Below are 4,042 nucleotides of genomic sequence, written 5' to 3'. Positions count from 1 at the left end.
CCCTATTCTCAATCCTACTGACTACTTCTCTAAGGCTAATTGACTAGGCACGATCTAATCCAACAATTATCATTTTTGAAGCCATCCTTTATCTGATAGAAAAACGAGAGTAAAATTAATTTAGATGGCTATGAATGCACAGATTATTTCAATCTGTCTCAATTAATATGTTTACAAACAGGGTGATAGATGGTCGCTATCGGGAAAAGCGAGAGTGGTTGACGGTTATTCTAAAAATGCGATATTCGGTCATTCCAGCTATTGTTTTTCGGGTGACATTCTGCGGATTTTTTGGTTTTTTGATTTCCTTACTTGAGTATTTTAATTTTCCTGTGACTTTGCCGACTAAAAGTAGTATTGTTCCTAGTTTAGTCTTAGGTTTACTATTAGTTTTTAGAACAAATACTGCTTATGAAAGATTCTGGCAAGGTCGGCAATTGTGGGGGAAAATTGTTAATACAGTTCGTAATTTTGCTCGACAAATTTGGGTTTCTGTTGAAGAAAATGAACCAGAAGATCGAAAGGTAAAAGAGGAAATAATCAGGTTATTAGTAGCCTTTGCTATCGCTGGTAAATTATATTTGCGCTGTCAGAGTGTAAATAGAGAATTAGAGGGATATATGCCTAAACAGTGGTATGAAAAGCTCAAAACAATGAATCATCCTCCTATTCATATTGCTTTTTGGATTAGTGATTATCTCCAACATCAATATGAACGTGGTTGTATTAATCCTTATCAACTTACTGCTATGTTTAAGTTGTTGGATAGAATGGTTGATGCACTGACTGGCTGTGAGGGTATTTTAAATACACCAATTCCTTTAGCTTATTCAATTCATCTGAGGCAATTATTGTTAATTTATTGTTTGTTATTACCTTTTCAAATAGTTAATGAATTTCATTTTTGGACTGGTGTAGTAGTTGCTTTAATTAGTTTTACAGTATTTGGAATTGAAGAAATTGCTCTAGAAATAGAAAATCCTTTCGGTTACGATCCTAATGATTTACCTTTAGATGCTATTTGTATTGCAATGCACCGCAATATTGAAGATTTAATTACTTTAGCGCCTAGTGTTAGACATTGGAAGCGTACTCCAGTTAATTTAGAATCTCATCATTTTTAACTAGCTATGGACTAAGAGCTTTCAGCGATCGGCTTGGGTTGAAATCCTCTTTTAAATTGCATTTCTCTCGGTTTTAGTATAAATAAATCTAAGCCGTTTGCAGAGCATTCCGTCAGGAAATGCTTTTTTTTTTATTCCGGTTTTGTGTAAAAAAAGTTACATATTTAATTTGTATTTTGTGGTAGTGGCGATCGCTATTGATTATGTTGCATAATCTTACCTACATTGCAACAAAATAAGAAGTTATGTTAAGATTTATAAAATAAAGTTATAGATAGAGTTAATAGCGCTCTAAATCCAGAGTAGCAAAGAATTTTATCTATTTCTGTTTTGCAGACATGGCTTTAATGCTATATCTGCTTAATTTTCAGAATTTACGCATAAGGTACGAAAAACTAGGATTTGAGATTGCTTTCCGTTCCGGACTGCTGCGCAAACCCTATCTGTCACTTTGGACGAAAAGCGGTCGTTAGCGGAGCTTCCCGTAGGGTGGGATGGCGAGGTTTCGGAGCCATATCCATGAGACCAAGAGAAGATAAACTTCAGTATTTTCTTGCCTCCCTATTACAGGAGGTACTGATAACTGATAACTGATAACTGAAATGACTTTCACCCATAAAATCAAATGATTAACAATATTAATTTGACCTTGAGCTTACGGAGATTAGCTACAATTGTAGCTGTATCAATTGTCACATTAACTCTCATATCTGCTTTGTCTGGAGCATTGCTAGCGTTTAATTATCAACCCACGGCAGGTGGCGCTTACAAATCTCTAGAAATGATTACCAGTGAAGTTCCTTTCGGATGGATAATTCGAGATTTACACAATTATGCTGGTAACAGTATCATTATACTCGGCTTAATTCAAATAGTAATTATGTTTTTAAGTCGGCAGTTTCGCTCTAGTTGGTTGATTGCTTGGATTAGTGGAATTTTCCTTGTTTTAGTCGCAATTGGTTTGGGTTGGACAGCGATGATTCTTGACTGGTCTCAAGAAGGTTTTTGGAGATTTTCTATAGAATTATCTACTGTGGAAACTATTCCTTTAATTGGTTCTTTACTACGATATATTTTAACGGGTGGTAATGGTATTAGTACAATGACTGTATTGCGTCAGTACAGCTTACATAGTTATTTTTTACCTATACCAGCGATCGCTTTAGCATTTACTCATTTAGGTGGTTTGATTTGGCAGTCAGTTCAAGATAACAAAAGTCAATTAGATATAGCACTACGCATTAAGGTTAGGACATTTCTAAATCCTGAAAGCCTTTGAAAGTCGGCTGTTCCCAGCTCCGGTGTTCCCTGTTCCCTAGCGCGTAGCGCTATAATAATGAACAGGAGGAAACAGGACAAGGTTTTAATGCTTCAGCATCATAGATAAAATTAGCACAAAACTATTCCCTGAAAAAAAAGTAATATCATGTCCAGTTGAATTATAAATAATTGAGTAGGGAGTAGGAAGAGGTTTGTTGTTGAAGTAAGAAGGTGATTTTTTTCATCTCCCTATTATTTGGACATGATATAATTCAATGATTGATATTCATCTCTTCAGATTTACTTTTGGAGAGATTTTTATTTGGGAATATAAATTCCTGGCTACTTTGAGATAACAGTAAATAAGTAATAGTGAGAAAAATTTTTCTTAGTTTTAAGATTCATTAATATCAATTTCTTTCCTAAATAAACTTTTATTTGCTGTATAATTAGTCCTACTTTGAGAGGTCATAGATGAAAATTTTTGATAGAGAAAGAGAGCTTAATATAATTGTTTTTCTGATGTTATTTTTAAATAATTTACTACTAAGCATTATTTTGATTTATTCAAAGTAAAATATTATCATACTATGATTAATAGTATAAGTATTATAAAAGATGGGAAAAAGTTTGGCCAATATATAAATTTTTTTGACATTGATAAAAAATATTGAACATAGATGATTTACTATATGGTAAAGGATAAAAAATTGATTGAAAAAAATTAGTAAACAAGATGGAAAAGAATAAGATTGATATCGCAGTTATTTATGAGCAGGCACTTGCTCGTTACCAATGGGCAGATTATTATGGGGCGATCGCTGATTACACGACAGTGATAGAAATTGAATCAAATAATGCAGAGGTTTACTACCATAGAGGTATTGCTAAACATCAAATAGAAGATTATCAAGGTGCAATTTTTGACTATACCGAAGCGATTAGAATTAATCCCAGTAATAGTGATTACTATAATAATCGTGGTTTAGCCCTTTCTCAAATGGGGTTTCATCAAGAAGCAGTCGCTGACTTAGATGAAGTACTCCGACTTAATCCTAATGATGCTGACAGTCATTATAATAGAGGTTTTGTATATGAGGCAATGGCAGATTATGAAAAAGCTATTTCCTCATACACAGAAGCACTAAAAATCAATCCTGATTATCATGAAGCTAATGAAAAGCGAGAGGATCTACTTTCTTTAATAGAGAGTCAGAATGCAGCAGTAGTAGAAGAAACAACAGTAGAAGAAACAACAGCAGAAGCACCACAAACTCAGATTGGAGAGGAGATTTCTCCACCAGTGGTAGTAGAGGAGACATCACCACAGAAACCAAAAAATGATGTGGAGGCTAAGAAATCTCCTAATTCAACTAAATCACCTATAAAAAACGTATTACATCGTTATTTGCAGAGAGGTAGATCGGTAAACAAGACTTCACCAAAAAAACCAAAAAATGATGTGGAGACTAAGAAATCTCCAGATGTATCTGTACAAGAGACTACCGCAGAAATACCACGGACTGCGATAGAAAAAGAAAAATCTTCAGATGTATCTGTGAAGGAAACTATAGTAGAAATACCACGGACTGAAATAGAACAGGAAAAGTCTCCAGATGTTTCTGTAGAAGAGACTACCGCAGAAATACCACGGACTG

At 34.2% G+C, this 4,042-nt stretch carries 3 protein-coding genes; all 3 read left to right on the top strand.

Going from position 1 to position 4,042, the window contains the following annotated elements; translation table 11 throughout:
* The first annotated feature begins 167 nt into the window (after positions 1 to 167).
* Positions 168 to 1,124, top strand: a complete 957-nt coding sequence (locus AC3DU7_RS27350; protein WP_488042415.1) for a bestrophin family protein — start codon at positions 168 to 170, stop codon at positions 1,122 to 1,124.
* Between the two features lie 625 nt (positions 1,125 to 1,749).
* On the top strand, positions 1,750 to 2,403 hold the full coding sequence (locus AC3DU7_RS27345) for a cytochrome b N-terminal domain-containing protein (protein ID WP_488042414.1): 654 nt from the start codon (positions 1,750 to 1,752) through the stop codon (positions 2,401 to 2,403).
* Between the two features lie 717 nt (positions 2,404 to 3,120).
* Positions 3,121 to 4,042 (top strand): tetratricopeptide repeat protein (locus tag AC3DU7_RS27340; protein WP_488042413.1); only part of this gene is annotated, 922 nt, incomplete at its 3' end.

Source organism: Okeania sp., from assembly GCF_983059655.1.
This window is presented reverse-complemented; position numbering and strand designations above follow the sequence as displayed.